This is a genomic window from Acinetobacter sp. NCu2D-2 (genome assembly GCF_001647675.1).
Classification (GTDB): domain Bacteria; phylum Pseudomonadota; class Gammaproteobacteria; order Pseudomonadales; family Moraxellaceae; genus Acinetobacter.
Map to the genome: position 1 here is coordinate 1,761,507 of NZ_CP015594.1, position 20,974 is coordinate 1,782,480.

Here is a 20,974-nt window from a genome sequence, read left to right on the forward strand (position 1 = left end):
CTGAGCCATATATGGCGCAAGAGAAGGGGCTTCGCACTTAAATAATTTTAGGAGGAAGTTCCCTCTCCTGAGCAAACTTTAAGCACTGCTTTAAAGTGAAGCGCAAGAGAGGGTTGGGGGAGAGGTCAAATCATACAAGTATTTATAACTAGGATTTAAAATGTCAAAACAGATTCCCATTTCATTCGAGTTTTTCCCCACCAAAACAGATGTTGGTGCAGAAAAACTGATTACCGTTCATCAAGAACTACAGAAACTTAATCCTGAGTTTTTCTCCGTGACTTATGGCGCAGGTGGTTCAACACGCGAACGTACGCTGAAAACCTTAGATGACTTTAATGGTAAAGGCACACCAGTTGCCCCTCACCTATCGTGTATCGGTGACAGCAAAGCGCGTATTGCTGAATTGCTTGATTTGTACAAATCACAAGGCATCAACCGTATTGTTGCACTGCGCGGAGATTTACCATCAGGTCAGGTGGGTCTTGGTGAACTGCCTTATGCAACCGATTTAGTACGTTTCATTCGTGAGCATTCAGGCGATCATTTCCATATTGAAGTCGCAGCTTATCCTGAAATGCATCCACAAGCTGAAAGCTTTGATAAAGACATTCAACGTTTTTGCGACAAAGCCAATGCTGGTGCCAATGCTGCACTGACACAATTCTTCTTTAATCCAGATGCCTACTTTTATTTTGTAGAACGCATTCAAAAAGAAGGTGTGAATATTCCTGTTGCCCCAGGCATTATGCCGATTACCAATGCAAGTAACTTAATTCGCTTTGCTGATGGTACAGGTGCGGAAATTCCACGTTGGATTCGCAAGCAATTGGCAGATTATGGTGATGACACCGCTTCAATCAAAGCTTTTGGTCATGAAGTAGTCGTTAAGCTATGTGAACGTCTGATTGCGGGTGGTGCACCTAGCTTGCATTTCTATACAATGAACACCACAGATCCTACCCGTCAACTTGTGCTTGATTTGGGTTTAGCATAAGTTCGATTTGCCTATTTGAGAGTAAGCCCTATGCCACGTTTTTATATGGAAACTGATTTAGCAGTAAATCAGACTGTTGAATTGACGGAAACCGTATTTCATCATTGGGTTAAGGTCTTACGCGCTCAAGTAGGTGAAACAGCCACATTGTTTAATGGACAAGGTGGTGAATATCAAGCTGAACTTGTAGAAGTCAATAAAAAATCAGCTTCTGTTCGAATTGATCATTTTAACCCGAGCAATCGAACGCCAAAATTTAAAGCCTTACTCGGTCAAGTGATGAGTAAAGGCGATCGTATGGATTATGCGATTCAAAAGGCTGTAGAGCTTGGTGTATCCGAGATTCAGCTTTTGACCTCAGAACGCTGTGAAATGCGCTTAAAGTACGATCGAGATCAAAAGAAACTCGACCATTGGCAAGGTGTCGCGATTGCTGCATGTGAGCAATGTGGTTTAAATATTGTCCCTAAAATTCTCAATCCCCTTCCCCTTGAAAAATGGTTAGATACATCTTTACCTGCAACAAAACTTGTATTGGCACCAAATAAAGATGAAACCGATGTTTTAAATCAGGCCAATTCAGAACTAGCGCTACTCATTGGCCCTGAAGGTGGTTTAAGCGAAGAAGAAATTAACCTCGCAAATACCAAAGGTTTTGCCAATTGGTGTATCGGTGAACGCGTTTTAAGAACTGAAACTGCACCTGTGGTTGCGCTTTCAATTTTGAACTATAAATTTATGTAATCCGATTATTGGTAAAATTTGTAACATTTTTGATTGATTTTTACACTTAAGCAATTTAGTCTTAACCTAATAAAAATTAATGATTATTTTCTAAATAACGCTTGTGTAAGGACAACCAAAATAACAATGCAATATAAGACTATAATCCATTTAGGACGCAGATAAGGCATTCAGGCATGGTTCATCATCAGGATGATTTTATTCAGCACCATCTTAATAGTGCTCAAATAGCGAATACGCTTCGTCATAGTCGCTATTTCTTGATTAGTATTTTAATCATTTGCCTCTATATTTTTTGCCTGTATTTGTTGCAATACGGATCTTCAGATCTTTATTTTAATTTATGGTTTCTCCTGACTGAAATTATTGTCAGTAGCTGTTTACTCATTAATTCAATTTACTTCAAACCTAATCACTACCAACCGCAAAATGCGGATCGTTGGCTCAATATTCAGTGTTTGATTGTTGGTATCTGTATTTCTATTGGTATTTATACCATCTATACCTATTTACCTCAGGTCAATGCGAACTTTTCAAATATTGAAGCACTGACTTTATCTGCATTACTTCTCATTGTGACCCAAGCCTTTGGATTGACCTTTTTAACGCAAAAATTAGCTTATTTTTGTTTGGTCTTTATTCCGGCTTTAGTGCCCTTTTTTCTATCGCAATTAATTAATCAAAACCACAACAACGCATTTTTAGGATTATCACTAAATTTTGCGATTATTGTGATTTTACTCTGCGCATCAAGTACCTACAGAATTCATAAACGAACTTCTCGTTTATACGCACAAAATAGCCTTTTAGTATCTGAAGCAAAGCAACAAATTGCATGGACAGATGAACTCTGCCAACAGCTGAAAAATGAAGTCGATAAATCCAAAGATATTGAATTACAACTACAACTGAATAATCAGCTTTTAGAACAAAAAGTCCGTGAACGTACTTATGACATCAACCAAATTAATAACGATCTACAAAAGCAGCATCAAAACTTAGAACTTGCTCATGAGATTGCCGGCATTCGACCGTGGGATTGGAATATTAAAGATCGTGTCATCACGCTTACCACCAATAATCATGAAAAAGTGGTTCGTCATTCCAAAGAACATCATGCACAGCTGCAACATATCATCCACCCCGATGATGTCGATTATTTTAAAACCAATATGAAACAGCACTTGCGTGGACAAGCTGAGCGCTACGAAGCGACCTATCGTATTCAGCAATCCAAAGGTGTATGGAGTTGGGTGCATGATATTGGGCGTGTCATTAGCCGTGATCCAAAAACCAATAAACCACTGCGCATGGTAGGTATTCGGCGTGATATACAAAATGAACGTATGTCAGAAGAACGGCTAAAACTGGCTGCCAGCGTTCTGGAGCAAGCGGCTGAAGGCATCTTTATCCTTAATGAAGATTTACGTTATATCGATGCCAATCCGTTCTTTGAGCAGTTGTCTGGTTTCGCACGCGGAGAGATCATTGGGAAACACCTATTTGATATCACTGCCAACTATCGTTCTCAACAGCGTAGCGCTCATTCGAAAATCATTAAGCATGTGATGAAGAATGGCTCTTATGATGGCGAACTAAATGAAAAGTTCCTTTCCGGCAAAGAATTAGCACTTTGGCTGCACATTAATGCCATTACCGATGATGAAGGTCGTGTCACTCACTATATTGGTATAGTTTCGGACTTAACCGAACGCAAACACAATGAACAACGCCTCAATTATTTGGAAAATTACGATACACTGACCGATCTGCCAAACCGTTTTTATTACAACTATCAATTACACCAGTACTTAGTCACACAAAAAGATTCTATTAAACAAATGGCCGTGATTCGACTCAATATCGACCGTTTCCGTCCATTAAATGAATATTTAAGTAATAACGGCGGTGATGAACTACTTCGTCAAGTCGCACAGCGTTTACGTATTACCAATGCTGAAGCACTTTTTGTTGCGCATTTAAATGGTGATGATTTCGCTATTTTGTACGAGATTTCACATATCCGCCCTTCTGTTCAGGAACAATGTGATCGTATTTCGAAAGCATTTGCACAGCCATTTAATATTGTTGGTCAAGACTATGTGATCACTATTTCGATGGGTGTCGCGTTCTATCCTGACCATGGGCGTCAATTGGATTACCTGAATAACTGTGCTGAACAAGCCCTATCTGAAGCTAAAGCCTTGGGCGGAAACACGACACGTTTCTATTCAAATGAAAATACGGCATTGCTTGAACAAGGGATTTTCATTGAACGTGACTTACGTAAAGCCATTCAAAATGGTGAATTGGTAGTGTATTACCAACCTAAAATCAACTTTGTTGATCAAAGTATTTACGGTTTTGAAGCCTTAATTCGTTGGGATCACCCTGAAAAAGGCATTATTCCACCCGGTATGTTTATTCCACTTGCTGAACAAACCAGTTTGATTTCTGAAATTGGTCGCTTAGTCATTCAACAAACTGCGAAACAAATACGTCAATGGAATGATCGCGGTTTTAACGATATCTGTGTGTCGGTGAATATCGTGGCGCAGCAACTCCGTCGTGGACAATTACTCAATGATCTTGACGAAGCAATCGAAATTAACCGAATTTCTGGTTCAAGTTTAGAACTCGAAATTACCGAATCTTCATTGGTTGAAAACTCAGATTCAGTCAAAAATTTGTTAAATCAAATTAAAGAACGCGATATCTGTATTTCATTAGATGACTTCGGTACAGGATATTCTTCGCTGTCTTATCTTGCTGACTTCCCGATTGATATTTTAAAAATTGACCGCAGTTTCGTGTCTAAAATTGGTGAAGAAAAACAAGATGCCATTGTCAGTGCAATGGTGGCAATGGGTAAAGCCATGGGCATGATCGTGGTTGCAGAAGGGATTGAGAATAAATTACAGCTCGATTATTTACGTGATTTGAAATGTGATATTGCTCAAGGCTACATTTTCTCCAAACCGTTACCCGTTCAGGAAGCCACACAATATCTAGAACAAAACCGAGAAAATGTCTCATATAGCTATCAAGTCTAAGTTAATTATTCTTATCGATAAGATTGTTTGAAAATCGAGCTTCTTTGTCTGTGATATCACGACAACAAGTGTTATATTCGGGTATACAAATTAAACTGTTACCCATGTAAAGGGTAATCTCTGCAACGATCGAGATACAGATGGACGAACAATCTTTAAAGCAACAAGCACTTTATTATCATGAATTTCCAACTCCCGGCAAAATCAGCGTTACTCCTAGTAAACAACTCGTAAACCAACGTGATTTAGCACTGGCATACTCACCTGGTGTTGCTGCACCATGTTTAGAAATCGAACGTGACCCATCGACTGCTGCACTTTATACAGCACGTGGCAACTTGGTTGCGGTGGTCAGTAACGGTACTGCTGTATTGGGTTTAGGGAATATCGGTCCATTGGCATCTAAGCCAGTTATGGAAGGTAAAGGTGTTCTGTTCAAAAAGTTTGCTGGCGTTGACGTATTCGATATCGAAATCGCAGAAAATGATCCAGATAAAATCGTTGATATCGTTGCTGCATTAGAACCAACTTTTGGTGGTATTAACCTTGAAGATATCAAGGCACCAGAATGTTTCTATATTGAGCAGAAACTTCGAGAACGCATGAACATTCCTGTGTTCCATGATGACCAACACGGTACTTCAATTATTGTGGGTTCAGCATTACTCAATGCACTTAAACTAAACGGCAAAAAAATCGAAGAGATTAAAATTGTCGCTTCAGGTGCGGGTGCTGCTGCCCTTTCTTGCCTCAATCTGCTTTGTGCATTGGGTGCGAAAAAAGAAAATATCATCGTTGCTGACTCACGCGGTCTACTCACAACCAAACGTGAAGGTTTGGACGAATCTAAGAAAGCATATGTACAAGACATCGAAGGCACACAGCTTGCTGACGTGATGGACGGTGCAGATATGTTCCTTGGTCTATCTGCTGCAGGTATTCTGACTCAGGATATGGTGAAACAGATGGCCAAAGATCCGATCATCTTTGCTTTAGCAAACCCGGATCCTGAAATTCTGCCTGAACTTGCACATACGGCACGTCCTGACGTGATTATGGCGACTGGTCGTTCTGACTATCCAAACCAAGTGAATAACGCTCTTTGCTTCCCTTATATCTTCCGTGGTGCACTTGATGTTGGCGCAACAACGATTAATGAAGAGATGAAGATTGCCTGTGTGCATGCGATTGCGCGTATGGCTCACGTTGAAGCAGATGCAGCATCATATGGTGAAAAATCTGCATCATTTGGTCGTGACTACTTAATTCCACGTCCACTTGATCAACGTTTAATTCTTGAAATTGCGCCTGCAATTGCACAAGCAGCGATGGATTCAGGTGTTGCGACTCGTCCAATTAAAGACTTCTCGCATTACCGTCAACGTTTGTCTGAGTTTGTGTATAACTCAGCATTCATCATGAAGCCAATTTTCGCTCAAGCGAAAACGGATCCTAAGCGTATTGCATATGCTGAAGGTGAAGATTTACGCGTACTTCGTGCGGTTCAGATTGCAGTAGATGAAGGTTTAGCTAAACCTATTCTTGTAGGTCGCCCTGCGGTGATTGAAGCAAACATTAAAAAACTCGGTCTTCGTCTTCAAGACGGCGTGAATATCACTATCGTTGACCAAGAGAAGAACCCGAACTACGAAATGTTTGCTGATGATTACTACAGCATCATGCAACGTAAAGGCGTGACACCTGAATATGCACAACGTGAAACACGTCGTCGTTCTACCCTGATTGCTTCTATGTTGGTAAAACATGGTTTGGCTGACGGTATGCTTTGTGGTACTTACTCAAGCTATGACATCCACTTAGACTTCGTAAGTAATATCATTGGTAAGCAAGAAGGTCACAATACATTCTTCACGCTCAATGCATTGATGCTTGAAGATCGTAATATTTTCATTGCAGATACTTACATCAACCGTAACCCTACTGCTGAACAGCTTGCGGAAATGACCATTTTGGCTGCTGAAGAAGTACGTCGTTTCGGCATGACACCACGTGTTGCATTATTGTCGCATTCTAGCTTCGGTTCAGATCAAACAGATCCATCAGCACAAAAAATGCGTAAAGTGTTTGATATCTTGACTGAAATTGCACCCGAACTTGAAGTTGAAGGTGAAATGCATGCCGATGCTGCACTTGATGAAAATATCCGTGGTTTCGCATTCCCGAACTCACGCTTCAAAGGTTCTGCAAATCTCTTGATTATGCCTAACCTTGATGCAGCGAATATTTCATTCAACTTGTTGAAATCAACTTCTGGTAATAATGTGACTATTGGCCCTATCCTTTTAGGTGCGGCTAAACCGGTTCACATCTTGACACCTACTGCAACTACACGTCGTCTTGTCAACATGACTGCGTTAACGGTTGCTGAAATTCAAGAAGCTGAGAAAAACGCGCTCTAATAGGCATGTAAGGTCACATTTTGTGACTTGAGAAAACCTCTATTCTGTAGCATGATGCTTGTAAGAATAGAGGTTTTTTCATGCAAGTTTATTTAGTAGGCGGTGCAGTTCGGGATCACTTACTCGGACACCCCTATCACGAAAGAGATTATGTCGTGGTCGGTGCTACACCCGACCAATTACTTTCCGCTGGCTATCAACCTGTTGGAAAAGATTTCCCCGTATTTCTACACCCTGAAACAAAAGAAGAATATGCATTAGCACGTACCGAACGTAAGTCTGGTACGGGTTATCATGGGTTTGCGTTCTATACCGATGTCAGTGTGACCTTGGAAGAAGATCTGATTCGTCGCGATCTCACCATCAATGCCATGGCAATGGATGATGACGGCAACATTTATGACCCTTACGGCGGGCAACGAGATTTACAAGATCGTATGTTGCGCCATGTATCTGAAGCCTTCATTGAAGATCCTTTACGTGTTTTGCGTATCGCACGCTTTGCAGCGCGCTATCATCAGTTAGGTTTTAAAGTTGCTCCTGAAACTTTGCAGCTGATGCAACAACTCACTGAATCAGGTGAACTCCACGCCCTCACCCCTGAACGGGTTTGGAAAGAAACCTCACGTGCACTGATGGAACGTGATGCGGATGTGTATTTTGAAGTCCTTCGTTCATGCGGTGCACTAAAAGTATTATTCCCTGAAATTGATGCACTGTTTGGTATTCCGCAACGTCCTGAATATCATCCTGAAATTGACTGCGGTATTCATACACTCATGTCCTTACAGCAAGCATGTCGCCAAAATTACAGTTTGGATGTTCGTTTTGCAGTGTTATTGCATGACTTAGGTAAAGCACTGACACCTAAAGAAGAATTGCCACGTCATATTATGCATGAGGAACGTGGTGTTCAGCCTGTGACTGAAGTGTGTGACCGTTTAAAAGTACCGACCAATACCAAACAATTGGCCATTGCGGTATGTAAAGAACATTTAAAATGTCATCAGGCGTTTAACCTCAAGCCTGGTACATTGTGGCGTCTATTACAACGTTTAGATGTATTACGTCGTCCTGAGCGCGTGGAAGCCTTTGTTCAGGCTTGTGAATGTGATTCCCGTGGTCGTTTAGGACTTGAGGATCGAGAATATCCGCAATCACAATATGTTCTCGATGCGATGCAAGTTGTACGTGGCATTAAAGCACAAGATTTACCACCTGATGTTAAAGGCGCGGACATTGGTGAAATGTTGATTGAACGGCGTATTCTTGCCCTCGGTGCACTGAAAGAACAGCATCAGCGTGAAATTGCTTAAAAATAGCGATTATAGAAAGCACCTTCGGGTGCTTTTTTTATCAGTATCTATTGGCTATATCTCAGCTATCGCTATCGATTGCAGAAAGACATCGAAGTAATGATTCCAAAACAATATTTGTCATCAAGATATTTGATTAAAATTCTTAAAAATTAATCGTTTTGAATCCTCTATGTCTTTTATTATTCGCCCATTAAATTTAGACACCGATTTACTTGAGATCCATCAACTGACAACGCAACTCGGTTATCCAACTTCTATTGCAAATATAAAAAACCGTTTACAACGCATCCATCAACATGATCATTATCAAACCTTAGTGATTGAAGCACAGCATAAAGTAGTTGGTTATGCGGGGTATATTGAGCAATATACATGGGAATTTGATGAGGGCTATTTTCGTATTCAAGCCTTGGTCATTAATGATCAATATCGGGGTCAAGGTTTAGGAAAAGCACTCATTCAAGCCATTCAAAACTTAGCCCAACAACGTGGCTTAAAAAGATTGTTAGTCAACAGTGGAAATCGACCTGAGCGTTACCCTGCACATGCCTTTTATAAAAATCTAGGATTTGAAGAATACAGTCTGGGCTTCACTAAATATCTGAATGATCAGCCTGAATAGCACCAAGCTGATCATTTCTATTTTTCGTGTAATTAAGAAATATCTGCAGGGAACGTAATCACTTTCTCAAGCTTCATTTGGTTAGTTGCAACCATTAATAAACGATCAATCCCTAGTGCAATGCCTGAACATTCACTCATATGGGGTAATGCTGCTAGTAAATATTCATCAATCGGCATGATGTGTAGACCTTGCTCGGCACGTTCAGCATTATCCGCTTCAAAACGTGAACGCAGCACGTCTGCATCAATTAATTCATCATATGCATTGGCAAGCTCTAAACCTTCAATATACAGTTCAAAACGCGCTGCGACGAGTTCACCATCTTCATCCAATTTAGTTTTAGCAAGCGATGCCATTTCTGGTGGAAAATCGGTTAAGAATACTGGCGTATCAAAACCTAGGCTTGGTTCAACCATATGTGAGAACAATAAATCGATATAAGCTAAACGGTCATCGCCCAAATCGAGACTTAAACCGACACGGCGACAGCAATCTTTTAAATCTTTTAAGCTAGCCTGTAGAGGATTGAGCTCCAAACGATCCATAAACGCATGTTTATAGCTGAGTATGGTCGGACGAATTTCACCAAAACGTGCTTTTAACGTCACATTGAGTAAATCTGTCACTTCAAACATCAAATTTTTTAAACTGAAATCTGGACGATACCATTCCAACATAGTGAATTCACTGTTGTGTTTGCGTCCATGTTCATCATCACGAAAGACTTTACAAATTTGATAGATTGGACCACTGCCGCTCGCAAGTAAGCGCTTCATGGCAAATTCAGGCGAGGTTTGCAAATAATGGGTTTGCTTTTGTCCGAGTACATGACGCTGTGCCTGTATCGATGCTAAATGAACATCGGTTACACCAGCTTGTGACAAAATTGGCGTTTCAACTTCTAAAACCTCACGTTCAGCAAAAAAAGTGCGTAATTGAGCATATAAACGTGCCCGTGCTTGTATAGCGGCAAGATCACAGGTCGGTTGGTAATGGATACTCACGCTTTAGGCCCTCCGTGTGCTGCCCATTCACGGCGTAATGGATAGGTTTTACGTAAATAATCAAAAGCCTTTTGATCCACGATGCCCTCTTTTACACAGGCACGTAGATTCGCATCATCACGCTCAATATCGTAAATCGAATGTAAATGCTTTTTTAATGCAGTTTTTAAATCTTGCTCTGCAAAATATTGTTTACACGCTGGCAATTGAGTTTCAAACTGTTTATTCGCGCTAAAGCCAAAATGCTGGCAAAACGCGTTGTAGATCATTTGCGTGCCACGAGCCTTACCTTCCAAGCTATAGCCTGCAATATGTGGTGTCACCAATGCCATTAAATTAAGAACTTCTTCTTTGATCACCGGTTCATGTTCAAACACATCAAGTACTACTTGGCGCTTCGTTTTTTGAATATCTTCAACTAAGGCCTGTTCTTCAACCACTGGACCACGAGCCGAGTTAATTAATATTGCTTTTGGTTTCATCTCAGCCAAGGCATCGGCATTGAGTAAATGATAGGTCGGATGTTCACCCGTTTTGGTTAATGGTACATGGATACTGATGGCATCCGCATTTTGTAATAGTGCTGCAAATTCGACTTGCTCAATCTGTTCACGTTGTACAAAAGGATCACAGCCAATCACGTTCCAACCGAGCAATTTTGCCATATACGCTAAACGAGAACCGACATTCCCCAATCCCACAATACCTAAGGTAAATGTCTCATTGGCATCAAGCAGCTCAGGACGTAGCTTTAATAATGCAGTAATTACATATTCTGCTACCGCTTGCGCATTACAACCTGCAGCATTACTCCATGTGATGTTGAGTTTTTCAAGTGCTGGGATATCGAGGTGATCGGTTCCAATCGTTGCACTTCCAACAAATTCAACTTGGCTATCCTGAATTAAGGCCTCATTAACCTTTGTAACTGAACGAACCAAAAGTGCTTGAGCATCTTGAACATCTTCAGCTTTCAGCGTTCGACCCGCACGTGAATCAATCTCGCCAAATTCAGCAAAAAAATAATCGGTAAAAGCCAGATTTTCATCTGCGATAATTTTCATTTCATGGTCCATTCAATACGAAACAGTATTTTAACCTGTTGTAGCCATCGACTCTATTGTTGTCATCAGCATTTGCTTTACAGAGTGCAAAGACAGAAAATAAAAAACCCCAATCATTGATTGGGGTTTTTTGAATTTGGCGGAAGCGGTGAGATTCGAACTCACGGAGGGGTATAAGCCCTCGTCGGTTTTCAAGACCGGTGCATTAAACCGCTCTGCCACGCTTCCATGGGCGTCATCATATAAATATTTATTCAACTTGGCAATCAAAAAAATTAAAACACTGCAAAAAAACAGTTCAATCAGTCAAAAAATATTCTAAGTATTTCAATATTGATGACTTTTTCAACGACCTTAAGTTTTTAAACTTTTCAAGATTTCGATGCCAAAATAAAAACCAACTTTAAAACATAAAAAAAGCCCCAATCTCATGATCAGGGCTTTTTGAATTTGGCGGAAGCGGTGAGATTCGAACTCACGGAGGGGTATAAGCCCTCGTCGGTTTTCAAGACCGGTGCATTAAACCGCTCTGCCACGCTTCCATGGGCGCCATCATATAAATATTTATGCGACTTGGCAAATCATTTTGTAAATTTACCGCATCAATTGAACAAAATAGAATCAATTGGTTGAATCTAATGAATTTCCATGAGTTTCATAGCGAATTGCATTGATATACCAAGTTTTCTTTCCTGATGGCGTAAAAACTTCGGCTTCATCATCTACTTGTTTACCAAGTAATGCTTTGGCCATGGGTGAGTCAATCGAAATATGCTGCGGATGATGGTCGTAAATTTCATCGACGCCAACGATACGTATAGTTTTTTGTTCACCATCATCATTTTCAATATCCACCCATGCGCCAAAGTAAACTTTTCCGGCTTGTTCTGGTGAATAGTCGATAATACGAAGTTCTTCGAGTCGTTTACCGAGGTAGCGAACCCGTCGATCAATCTTACGTAATAGTTGCTTGTTGTATTGATAATCTGCATTTTCCGAGCGATCACCGAGACTCGCAGCCCAGTTTACTTTTTTGGTAATTTCAGGTCGTTCATCATGCCAAAGGTGCTTGAGTTCAGCCACCAATTTGTCATGTCCACCCCGTGTAATTAAGTTTGATTTCATGGTTACAGCTTAGCGAATACACTAAATTTTCCTTATAGATTTCGGTATTTTATGCTGAAAAAGTACACTTAGATAGTATTTCAAAATATTTCATTAAATATTTTAAATACTTACGTTACATTTCAGAAATATTTTATGTACAAAATTTGACAATCTTTTTTTTGATCTTTAATATGCGCTCATCTTTTAGTCTTGTTTATTTTTTAACCTATGTAGATTTTCTACATTTTTTCTTTTAATCCCATGTCATTTTGAATGACGTCATGACTGCCCAACCCTTATTGAATTTATCAAACTTTTTGAAAGTTTAAGGTCGAATTTTGCCATAACTTTCTGGGGCATAAATTACTTGTAGCGGAGACAACATGCACAGTAGTTCAACGTCTGGGTCGAGGCTTTGCCTTCACTCTTTTTTCTCTTCTCTCACCATCAAAGCCCTTGCACTAAGCACCGTATTTATTCCCTTCCATAGTATTAATGCGAGTAAGGCAATTCACCAATTTGACCGCGTTGTAAACAGTAATAAATTGGTTGTGGTATCGGTAAAAAATCCGAGCACAGTATTTCAGGAAGGAACACATCAACACGGGTTTGGTTATGACTTGGTACGTAACTATGCCAACAGTTTAAATGTACAACTCGAATTTAAAACCGTGAAAGACAATGCAACTGCACTGAAGTGGGTTGCTGATGGTAAAGCCAGTTTTGCAATGACGACTGCCGACCTAAAAATGGTCGAAGCCAAACATTTGACCACCTTTTCAGCAAGCTGTGGTGCAGATCATATCTTACAAAGCAATGGATTAAATCCTAATTTGAATTGGGTATTTAAATCTGCAGATGATCCATTAAGTCAAACCGCGAGCAATTTTATCTGTGGTGGCAAGCAAAGTGGCTCGCTTAAGCAATTGGCCTCTTTTTATAATCGTAATGTGGTCAAGCAGGAATCTTGGGATAGCATTCAGCGTGATTTAAGCACTCGCCTTCCAATTTACCAAGCGAGTTTTAAACGAACTGCAAAGCAGTACGATTTGGATTGGCATCTATTGGCAGCCATTGGTTATCAGGAATCCTATTTAAAACCCAATTCGGTTTCACCAACGGGTGTGCGTGGTTTAATGATGTTGACCAATTCAACTGCGAAAGCAATGGGTGTTAATAATCGCACTGATCCTAATCAAAGCATTCAAGGCGGTGCGAAGTATTATGACCAGATGCTGAATCGTTATGCCCATATTCCACTCCCCGACCGCAATTGGTATGCCTTGGTGGCTTATAACATGGGACCCAATGCGGTAGAGCAAGTGCAGAAGCGTATTCGTGCGCAAGGGAAAAACCCAAACAACTGGGTGAATCTATATAGCTATTTAGAGCGTAATAAAGCCTCTAATTCACGCTATGGTCAAGCGGTAAAATATGTCACTCGTATTCGTTCTTATTTAGAACATATTAAATCTTCACCGGATTTAGTGAATATTTAATCTGAAAGCAAATTTCAGGTATAAAAAAGGCTAACCAAAGGTTAGCCTTTTTTAATTCAAAAAATTTAAGCAGTTTGCTCAAGTACTTTTTTGAATAAATCTTTTTGTTCTTGGCTTGGTTTCGCAGTTTGCAATGCCATCAACTGAGACATATCCCCTTGAACTTTGATTTTGCCTGTCATGAAAGCTTGCATTGCAGCAGCCATATCAAACTCTAGGAATACTTTACGTAGAGTTTCCGCATCCATATTCAAAGTTGTTTTAGCATTCGAAGACAAGCCTTTTTTGATTGCTCCGCCATCTAAAGACAACTCAGTATTACCTGCAGCATCAGCAACAACCAAGTTAATCGCAAGATTTGCCAAAGCAGGTGGCAAGTTCAAATCACCAGCTTGCGCTGTTAAAGTTTCTACAGTTGAAAACCAATCATCAGTTAAAAAAGCAGGCATGATCTTTCCTCAATTATTTGTTCATTCGTGTCGTCAATCCTGACCACATCATGGTGAAGCTATTTTGCTTGAAGGTTGTTATAGCATGTTCATTTAGCCATTGGCTAACGAATTTTGTACGCGGCGTTCAATTTTTGACAGACTAAAGATATTGTACCGACATAAAAAAACAGGCAAGACGCTCCGCCCTGCCTGTTTTATCAAACTTAATTGATCGGCTTAGTCTGCAGCAAAACCAAGGTTGACCATGTTAATGCGCTTACTTTCACCTTCTACAGCTTCTTCTGTTGAGCAGCTTTGACCTTTAAAATCAAAAATACGTTCACTGTCTAAAGCTTCAAAATCGAATAATTCACGGTCAGCCAATTGTGACGGCGATACATTTTGAATCGCACCGAAAATACTGTGTAAACGTTTTGGATGTGCTTTATCCCAATCACGTAACATGTCATTAATAATGGCACGTTGTAAGTTTTCCTGAGAACCACACAGGTTACATGGAATAATTGGGAATTTACGCATTTCAGCATATTTGATGATGTCTTTTTCTTCCACGTAAGCGAGTGGACGAATCAACATATTCTTTTTGTCAGATGACAACAGTTTTGGTGGCATCGCTTTTAAGCTACCGCCATGGAACAAGTTCAGGAAGAACGTTGCCAAAATATCATCACGATGGTGACCTAAAGCCACTTTTGTCGCGCCAATTTCTTGCGCAAAGCCATAGAGCGAACCACGACGTAAACGCGAACACACAGCACAGTAAGTTTTACCTTCAGGCGTTAAACGTTTGGTAATGCTGTAGGTATCTTTTTCAAGGATGTAATACGGGATGTTATTTTCTTCCAAATAACGCGGTAACACATCTTCAGGGAAACCTGGTTGTTTTTGGTCCAAGTTCACTGCCACAACATCGAAGTTGATAGGGGCAATGCGTTTGAACTGCAACATGATATCAAGCAAGGTATAACTGTCTTTACCACCAGAAATACAGACCATGACTTTATCGCCCTCTTCAAGCATTTTAAAGTCACGAATTGCGTGCCCGACTTGACGGCGAAGCTTTTTCAACAAACGATAATAAGCAGAGCTTGTTGGTAATTCTGGTTTGAAATTAAATCCTTGCTCGGATTCAACTGGTGAGTACATAGACGAGAATAACCCATAAATAAAAATACCGCGCAATTTTAGCCGATTCGCAGTTTTCTCGCATCAAAAGATTTTACTTTCCTGTAATCGATTCAATCGTTCTGAATATTCATGACTTATACCTAAAAAAATGAACGTTAAAGTTCACTTTTTAGCCAACATGCTTATCTTTTGGACTTTTCCACAGTTTTCCACAAAACCTGTGGATAACTTTGTGGATTTAAAAGCACTTGACAAGCCTATTGCCCCAAACTTTAAGGCTTTAGTTTAAATTGATCATTTTTTGATCAATTTATTTATTATTTAAAATCAATACCTTATATGTGTCAAGCAATGCGAAATAAAAAAAAATAAATATTTTTTTTGGTTAGTTCATCAGCATTTAGGGCTTGCATTTACAAACTTGTTTATAAATCCAACGACCAATGCTTTTCATTCAGTTATTTTTTGTTAAACTCGTACTCACAAGCGAATAGCTCTACTTTTTTTAAATTATAAACAATGAAAATAATGTCACATTTTCTGGGGTCTCATTTCATCAGTGCTGTCCTATTTTTCAGCTGCTGTAACCCCACTTATGCTGGACAAACCATTTATCAACTCCGTGATAGCAATGGCAGTACCCTACTGACCAACAAACAAAGTCGTTATAGCCATTTAAAGGTCGAAAAGAAAACTTATTATCCTGACAGTAATATTCACAGCTATAGCAACTGGGGTTCGAATGAATCTGCAGTTTTGCCAAGTTACAGTAAGAACAAAAATGCATTTGACAGTATCATCCGACAAGCATCTCAGCAACATGGTGTTCCCGAAGGTTTAATCAAAGCAGTGATGCATACCGAATCTGGTTTTAATGTGCATGCCCGATCACCTGTTGGTGCACAAGGTCTCATGCAGCTAATGCCTGCAACGGCACGTCGCTTTAATGTGTTAAATGCTTATGATCCATATCAAAACATCATGGCAGGGGCTAAATATTTGGCATGGTTGATGAATCGTTTCAATGGAAATTTAAGATTTGCTTTGGCTGGATATAATGCTGGCGAAGGAAATGTTGCAAAATATGGAGATGTGCCCCCTTTTCGTGAAACAAAAGACTATGTTGAACGTGTATTGAATCGCTACAAAAATCTTTATGCCAATGGTTTAGGACATACAGCCTCAACAAGTAATCTTGTGACGCATCAAGCTTCGTCAAACTCAAACGCACGAATTATTGCGAGTTCGGAGTCTTATCCTGCCGATAGCACCCCAACACTAACTGCAAGTCAACCAAAACCACAGCGCAAAATTATTATGACTGCAGATGGTCACTTTACCGATGCCCCGATGGGTTCTTACGCTACAGCCAATGCATCCGCTTCGGCAAAAATTTATTTCAACGAATAAAACTTTATGGGCTAAATGTGAATTTGGCTTTACATTTTTATTTATAAATATTCCGGTTGAAATCGCAATTCATGCTTGAATTTTTAGGATTTTCACCGCATATTGATTTCAATGATTCTAATTTTCAAATCAGATTAATTTTATATTTTAAGAGGATTTCTCAATGATGCGGATTGGTTTGTTCTTGCTAACCAACCTCGCGGTACTGGTGGTTGCAGGTATTATCCTGTCGATCTTCGGTGTCGGTAGTTACCATGGTGCAGGCGGCCTAAATATTGGCAACCTTCTCGTGATCTGTTTTGTGTTTGGTATGGTAGGTTCGTTGATCTCTCTATTCATGTCAAAATGGATGGCGAAAAAAACCACGGGTACTGAACTGATTGACCCAAATGCACCGCGTAATCAAGCTGAAGCATGGTTACTTCAAGAGGTTGCTCAATTAGCGCAACGCTCTGGTATCAAAATGCCTGAAGTTGGTATTTTCCCATCATACCAATCAAATGCTTTCGCGACTGGCTGGAACAAAAACGATGCTTTAGTGGCTGTTTCTACAGGTTTGCTTGAGCGTATGAATAAAGATGAACTCCGCGCTGTACTTGCTCATGAAATTGGTCACGTGGCCAATGGCGATATGGTGACATTAGCGCTGGTACAAGGTGTCGTCAACGCCTTTGTAATGTTCTTTGCGCGTATTGTCGGTGATTTTATCGATCGTAACGTATTTGGTCGTGAAGAAGGTGAAGCCCCAGGTATAGGTTACTTCTTGATCACCATCGTGCTTGATATTGTGTTCGGTATTTTAGCTTCTGCTATCGTAATGTGGTTCTCTCGCTACCGTGAATACCGCGCGGATGAAGCAGGCGCACGTCTTGCAGGCAAACAAGCCATGATTTCTGCGCTGCTACGTTTGCAACAAGAATCTCAAATGCCAGATGCAATGCCTAAAGAAATGAAAGCATTCGCCATTTCAGCGGGTCAAGAGCAAGGTTTTAGCTTAGCTGCTTTGTTCCAAACGCATCCGACCATTGAACAACGTGTTGCTGCATTACAACAGCTTGATTGCCCATAATTGAGTCCAGTACTCAATCAAAAAAGCCTCCAATAGGAGTAATGCCAGTCAGTTAAGCAAAAAAAGTTAAAATACTGTAAAAAGAGCGTATGTAAATACGCTCTTTTTTTATGAATTTATCTCAGAATTTAGATTTAACATTAAAACAAACCCTACCTTCACTTTCACAATTCAGTGAATTGATTGATTTAAACTGGATTGAAGATTGCTTAAACCAAACAGGTAAAGCATCAATTCGAAAAAGAAAACTGCCTGCTGAACATGTTGTTTGGCTGGTAATCGGACTTGCTCTATTTCGAAATCAACCGATTTGGTATGTGGTTCAACAATTGCAACTTGTTTTCGGTACGGCAGAATACTGTGTACCGAGTGCATCCGTACAAGCAAGACAGCGCTTAGGCTTAGAGCCCATGAGTGCTTTATTTTCGACATTAAGTCAGGCATGGTTTAAAGACTCACAACAACAATATAGCAACTTTCACGGTCTATGCGTTTGTGCTGTAGATGGTGTGGTTTGGTCTATGCCTCATACAGAAGAAAACTTTAAGCACTTTGGTTCATCCAAAGGCAAAACAGCAGCTGCCCCTTACCCACAAGTCAGAGCGACTTGCCTGGTGAATACCAATACACATGAAATGATTGATGCCCAAATTGGCAGTATGGATCAAGGTGAATTAACCTTAGCCAGTCAATTAAAAGCACCAGTTCGCAGTATTACCCTATTTGATCGTGCTTACTTCTCTGCTGATTTTTTAGTGAGTTGGCAATCTCAGGCAGAAGAGAGTCATTGGTTGATGCGAGCAAAGGACAACCTGCGTTATGAAGTGATTCATCATAATGCGGCCCATGACTTTCAGATCAAAATGCCTGTTTCAGCAAGAGCAAAAAAGATAAATCCGTCATTGGGTGACTATTGGGAAGCACGTTTAATTGAAGTTGAATATGCAGGAAAAATAAGACGTTACATTACATCATTAACAGATTCTGAAGTTTATCCATTCAAAGACCTTGCAATGCTTTATATCCAGCGTTGGGAAATAGAAATGTGTTATCGGGAAATTAAAAGTGATTTACAGGATGCAAGAATTTTAAGAAGCAAACAACCTGATTTGGTCTATCAAGAATTGTGGGGGGTATTTATTGCTTATAATATCTTAAGAAGACAGATGAGGTTTATCGCTGAACATGCAAAGGTGAGTCCTTTAAGGATCAGTTTCCATATTGCATCTATGAGTATTATCAATATCTTAAGGCACACACCTTTAGAATCAGCAGGAAATCTACCCAAACATTTAGCACAATTATTTGAACAATCTAAAATATTTGTATTACCTGAAAAAAGGCAAAGGCAATGTCCGCGAGTAGTGAAAATTAAAGCACAAAAATATCCAAGAAAATGCCAGTCAATTTCTTAACTGACTGGCATTACTCCAATAGGAGGCTTTTTATTTATGACTTAAATGTCGTTTGTTCGGTCTCTATAAGTATGCTTACAAATTTGTGTAAGATCACGATGAAGTGCATAGCTTGAAGTGATCTCATCGAATTCATCGTAATTACTAAAGAAACCTTTAGTAAATTCTTCATTACGATAGAACTCATTTTTTAAATTATTATTTTTAGTAAAATCCTTCTGACATTTTAAATAATAATGCTCATATTCAACTGTTCCCTTTTTAATTACAGATCTTGCTAATTGTATATTTTTAAGATATTTCGTCATGTACATTACGCCAAGATTACCATTTGGCTCAACACTATCAATAACATAAGCACCTATTATGTCATTATTTTTTCTGACTACCCGATATTTATCTGCAGACCATACATGATCATGATAGTTATAGGATTTTCCATTAATATATTCAATTGTATTTAATTGTATTATTTTTTCGTTATTACGGCTTTGTTGCACAAACCTATCTGTAAAGGCTTTTTCAGCGATATAATTTTCAAATGAATAAGCCTACACAGAAAATCTACCGCACAACCAATTGGCCCGCATATAACCGAGCACTCATGAGTCGCGGAAATATTGCCATTTGGTTTGATCCTGCTACGCAATGGTATGCGCCATCAAAAGGCAAACAAGGGCGAAATCAAACCTACTCCGACGCAGCCATCCAATGCTGCTTAATGATTAAATCCTTATTCCGTCTATCTTTACGTATGGTCACTGGCTTTGTGCAAAGTCTGATTAAACTTTGCGGATTAAATTGGACCGCACCAGATTACAGTACGCTTTGTAGAAGACAAAAGCATATTGATATTGCAATCAGCTACCAAAAAAGTAGCGATGGGCTGCATCTACTCGTAGACTCTACAGGCATGAAGTTTCTAGGTGAGGGCGAATGGAAACGCAAGAAACATGGAGCTGAATATCGTCGCCAATGGCGTAAACTACATATTGGTATAGATGCCAAAACCCTACAAATACGCGCTATTCAGCTCACAACCAATAATGTCAGTGATTCACAGGTGCTTGGTGATTTACTTAATCAGATTCCACAAGATGAGCAGATTGACTCTGTTTATACCGATGGAGCTTATGACACCAAGCAATGCCGTCAGGTTATTGCAGATCGGCAAGCACATGCGGTGATTCCACCTAGAAAAAATGCGAAACCATGGAAAGATACAAAAAGTAGCTCGCTAGAGCGAAATGAATTACTTCGAACAGTTAAACGTTTAGGCAGGACATTATGGAAAAAATGGTCAGGCTATCATCGCCGCAGTTTGGTGGAAACCAAGATGCATTGCATCAAATTATTAGGCGATAAATTAATGGCAAGAAGCTTTCCTAGTCAGGTGAATGAAATTCATGCACGTGTAGCAGTCCTCAACAGATTTACGGAATTAGGTCGACCACTTACCCAAGTTACGCCTTAAATTTGGCTCAATTAGGGGCGCTTTGCATTTCAAATCTTTGTGCAACAAAGCCCGTTATTACCAATAATACTATTTTTCTGATTTGCAGCTTTAGCGCCTGTTCCCGCAACAAGAAATAAAAACATACTTAAAAAAATAGTTTTTTTCATTTTAATAAATTAACCCTATAAGATAAAAAAATAAATTATCAATTA

At 39.7% G+C, this 20,974-nt stretch carries 17 protein-coding genes and 2 tRNA genes; 11 read left to right on the forward strand and 8 right to left on the reverse strand.

Translation table 11 applies throughout. The annotated features are described in order from the left end of the window. The first annotated feature begins 160 nt into the window (after positions 1–160). The 6 genes from metF (at position 161) to A3K93_RS08435 (ending at position 9,155) form a co-directional block, all read left to right on the forward strand. Positions 161–997, forward strand: coding sequence for a methylenetetrahydrofolate reductase [NAD(P)H] (gene metF, locus A3K93_RS08410; RefSeq protein WP_067730695.1), 837 nt, complete (start codon positions 161–163; stop codon positions 995–997). Positions 998–1,027: 30 nt separating this feature from the next. Next, positions 1,028–1,741 carry a 16S rRNA (uracil(1498)-N(3))-methyltransferase gene (locus tag A3K93_RS08415; protein ID WP_067730697.1) on the forward strand — a complete coding sequence of 238 codons (714 nt, stop codon included), beginning with the start codon at positions 1,028–1,030 and terminating at the stop codon, positions 1,739–1,741. A 176-nt stretch (positions 1,742–1,917) separates the two neighbouring features. Then, positions 1,918–4,794, forward strand: coding sequence for an EAL domain-containing protein (locus A3K93_RS08420; RefSeq protein WP_067730699.1), 2,877 nt, complete (start codon positions 1,918–1,920; stop codon positions 4,792–4,794). A gap of 140 nt (positions 4,795–4,934) precedes the next feature. After that, positions 4,935–7,214 (forward strand): NADP-dependent malic enzyme, encoded by a 2,280-nt coding sequence (locus tag A3K93_RS08425; protein WP_067730701.1) that lies wholly within the window; start codon positions 4,935–4,937, stop codon positions 7,212–7,214. Between the two features lie 80 nt (positions 7,215–7,294). Further along, positions 7,295–8,530: a multifunctional CCA addition/repair protein gene (locus A3K93_RS08430; protein WP_067730703.1), complete on the forward strand. Its 1,236-nt coding sequence runs from the start codon at positions 7,295–7,297 to the stop codon at positions 8,528–8,530. Between the two features lie 172 nt (positions 8,531–8,702). Continuing rightward, the gene (locus tag A3K93_RS08435; RefSeq protein WP_067730705.1) at positions 8,703–9,155 is read left to right on the forward strand and encodes a GNAT family N-acetyltransferase; all 453 of its coding nucleotides are present in this window, start codon (positions 8,703–8,705) and stop codon (positions 9,153–9,155) included. A 32-nt stretch (positions 9,156–9,187) separates the two neighbouring features. Here the strand turns inward: A3K93_RS08435 and epmA are convergent, their stop codons facing one another. From epmA to greB, 5 genes are all read right to left on the reverse strand, one after another. Next, the gene (epmA, locus tag A3K93_RS08440) at positions 9,188–10,162 is read right to left on the reverse strand and encodes an EF-P lysine aminoacylase EpmA (RefSeq protein WP_067730707.1); all 975 of its coding nucleotides are present in this window, start codon (positions 10,160–10,162) and stop codon (positions 9,188–9,190) included. After that, a complete protein-coding gene (locus tag A3K93_RS08445) occupies positions 10,159–11,226 on the reverse strand; it encodes a 4-phosphoerythronate dehydrogenase (protein WP_067730709.1) in 1,068 nt (355 codons plus the stop codon). Before A3K93_RS08445 ends, epmA begins: the two co-directional genes overlap by 4 nt. Positions 11,227–11,363: 137 nt before the next feature. Then, positions 11,364–11,454: transfer RNA gene (locus A3K93_RS08450), tRNA-Ser, on the reverse strand. Between the two features lie 223 nt (positions 11,455–11,677). Further along, positions 11,678–11,768, reverse strand: a tRNA-Ser gene (locus A3K93_RS08455). 79 nt (positions 11,769–11,847) lie between these two features. After that, entirely contained in the window at positions 11,848–12,351 is a 504-nt protein-coding gene (gene greB, locus A3K93_RS08460; RefSeq protein ID WP_067730711.1) for a transcription elongation factor GreB, read from the reverse strand. A gap of 365 nt (positions 12,352–12,716) precedes the next feature. On the opposite strand from greB, the gene A3K93_RS08465 reads away from it, so the two are divergent. Beyond that, on the forward strand, positions 12,717–13,832 hold the full coding sequence (locus tag A3K93_RS08465) for a transglycosylase SLT domain-containing protein (protein ID WP_067730713.1): 1,116 nt from the start codon (positions 12,717–12,719) through the stop codon (positions 13,830–13,832). Between the two features lie 65 nt (positions 13,833–13,897). Here the strand turns inward: A3K93_RS08465 and A3K93_RS08470 are convergent, their stop codons facing one another. Continuing rightward, the gene (locus A3K93_RS08470) at positions 13,898–14,281 is read right to left on the reverse strand and encodes an SCP2 sterol-binding domain-containing protein (protein WP_067730715.1); all 384 of its coding nucleotides are present in this window, start codon (positions 14,279–14,281) and stop codon (positions 13,898–13,900) included. A 219-nt stretch (positions 14,282–14,500) separates the two neighbouring features. Continuing rightward, the gene (gene ttcA / locus A3K93_RS08475) at positions 14,501–15,430 is read right to left on the reverse strand and encodes a tRNA 2-thiocytidine(32) synthetase TtcA (protein WP_067730717.1); all 930 of its coding nucleotides are present in this window, start codon (positions 15,428–15,430) and stop codon (positions 14,501–14,503) included. A 501-nt stretch (positions 15,431–15,931) separates the two neighbouring features. Between ttcA and A3K93_RS08480 the strand changes: the two genes are divergently transcribed. The 3 genes from A3K93_RS08480 (at position 15,932) to A3K93_RS08490 (ending at position 19,306) form a co-directional block, all read left to right on the forward strand. Then, complete coding sequence (locus tag A3K93_RS08480; RefSeq protein WP_067730719.1) at positions 15,932–16,822, forward strand: lytic transglycosylase domain-containing protein; 891 nt, start codon at positions 15,932–15,934, stop codon at positions 16,820–16,822. Between the two features lie 163 nt (positions 16,823–16,985). Beyond that, on the forward strand, positions 16,986–17,891 hold the full coding sequence (gene htpX / locus A3K93_RS08485; RefSeq protein WP_067730721.1) for a protease HtpX: 906 nt from the start codon (positions 16,986–16,988) through the stop codon (positions 17,889–17,891). A 110-nt stretch (positions 17,892–18,001) separates the two neighbouring features. Next, on the forward strand, positions 18,002–19,306 hold the full coding sequence (locus A3K93_RS08490) for an IS4 family transposase (RefSeq protein ID WP_067728195.1): 1,305 nt from the start codon (positions 18,002–18,004) through the stop codon (positions 19,304–19,306). A 41-nt stretch (positions 19,307–19,347) separates the two neighbouring features. Here A3K93_RS08490 and A3K93_RS08495 read toward each other — a convergent pair whose 3' ends face one another. Next, positions 19,348–19,806, reverse strand: a complete 459-nt coding sequence (locus A3K93_RS08495; RefSeq protein ID WP_067730723.1) for a hypothetical protein — start codon at positions 19,804–19,806, stop codon at positions 19,348–19,350. Between the two features lie 41 nt (positions 19,807–19,847). On the opposite strand from A3K93_RS08495, the gene A3K93_RS08500 reads away from it, so the two are divergent. Next, entirely contained in the window at positions 19,848–20,780 is a 933-nt protein-coding gene (locus A3K93_RS08500; RefSeq protein WP_081408502.1) for an IS5-like element IS17 family transposase, read from the forward strand. Positions 20,781–20,974: the final 194 nt, after the last annotated feature.